Source organism: Clostridium sp. BIOML-A1 (genome assembly GCF_009874105.1).
Lineage (GTDB): Bacteria > Bacillota > Clostridia > Lachnospirales > Lachnospiraceae > Coprococcus.
Window position 1 is genome coordinate 1 of record NZ_WWTL01000031.1, and the last position, 1,324, is coordinate 1,324.

General features: G+C 39.0%; 1 protein-coding gene. It reads left to right on the forward strand.

Going from position 1 to position 1,324, the window contains the following annotated elements; translation table 11 throughout:
• Positions 1-935: 935 nt before the first annotated feature.
• A partial coding sequence (locus GT641_RS12855; protein ID WP_243143781.1) for a hypothetical protein occupies positions 936-1,324 on the forward strand: 389 nt, incomplete at its 3' end.

The following is a 1,324-nucleotide window of genomic DNA, read 5'->3' on the forward strand; positions in this document are numbered from 1 at the left end:
ATGCAATAGTTTCTCCAGGAACCGAAATACATACATTGTCTTCCGTAAAGCGCTAGACTATATATTATTATACAGGTTCAAGTATACTATCTGTTTCAGGGAAAACTCCCAGGTTCGGATGTTCAAAATTCAATGATGGGTAACAAGTACGATCGTAAATCTGTAAAACAGTTTGTCGGATATTAGGCTGTATCTCCTCAAAGCGTATTCGAATATCATTGAGAAGCTGCAGCGTCACATCGGATAATAATGATGGCAGCCATTGTAGAAGTGCCTTTTGCATTTCTAGTCTCTTTCTCGGTCTAGCTAGTTTTACTACATCGCGAAGATAGAATCTTAGATCACACTGCCTTTGCTGAGCTGGATCAATAGAGTAACAAAAGAGTGGTAAGGCCTCGTTAAAGGACAAGGACCTGAGCGGAAGTGTATCGTACAGTAGACGGAGTATACTAGTATAGTCTATAGTCCGTGGAATTCTAAGTGCCAGCTTTATAATGTCATTCTCCTTACTACAGACCCGCCTGAAAGTAGACACATCATCATCAGTAAGCTTTGACAAAAAGCATTGAGTAGCTAACTCTTCTATGCAATCTATAGCTGTTTTATAAGGCATTCAATGGACAGATTGAGGTTTTTGAAACATACTAGTGAAATTAGCCTTAATCCCTTCTCGAAGTTAATCATGCATTATGGTGTAAAAAATGCAACTCGCGTTGCTCTACTTTTTCCCGAATTTCCAAATACGCAGCTGGGGTGATTGCTCGATTTCGTAACGAAAGTTTTGTTTATAAAAACCGCGAAAACCTTCTGTAACAGATAGATTTTTACAGCGCTGATATACAATGACATCAGCTGTAATGGAAAATAACTGAAATATGAATGGCGAGAGACTGCTTGTTTGTATTAAGCAATGTATTATGCAGCACTTCCAACCTATGGTGTACGATGAAAGTAGGTGTGTAATCGAGACGACAAGGGGGACTTTTCCAGTTCCTGACAATTATAAGAAATACAAAACGTTAGCATTTGCATTTGTTGGACATGTACTGAATACAGACGACACACCGGTAATTGAAAAAGAACTGGATTGGCCTGATCCTGCACTAGTGTACAATACAATTGTCGATCGAATCATAAATCACCCAGAATTATCACAGTTTATATCGGTTGCATTTATTAGTCAGTTAAAGGCCACCATCGGAGAGGGTTTAGATATTAATGTAAAAGGCACGCTAAACCGCAGGGGAAAGGGTATCAGAAGGCCTAAAGGCGTATTTTTTAGATACATGGAATCTCCATTTGTCAATGCAAAGGTCACTGCATT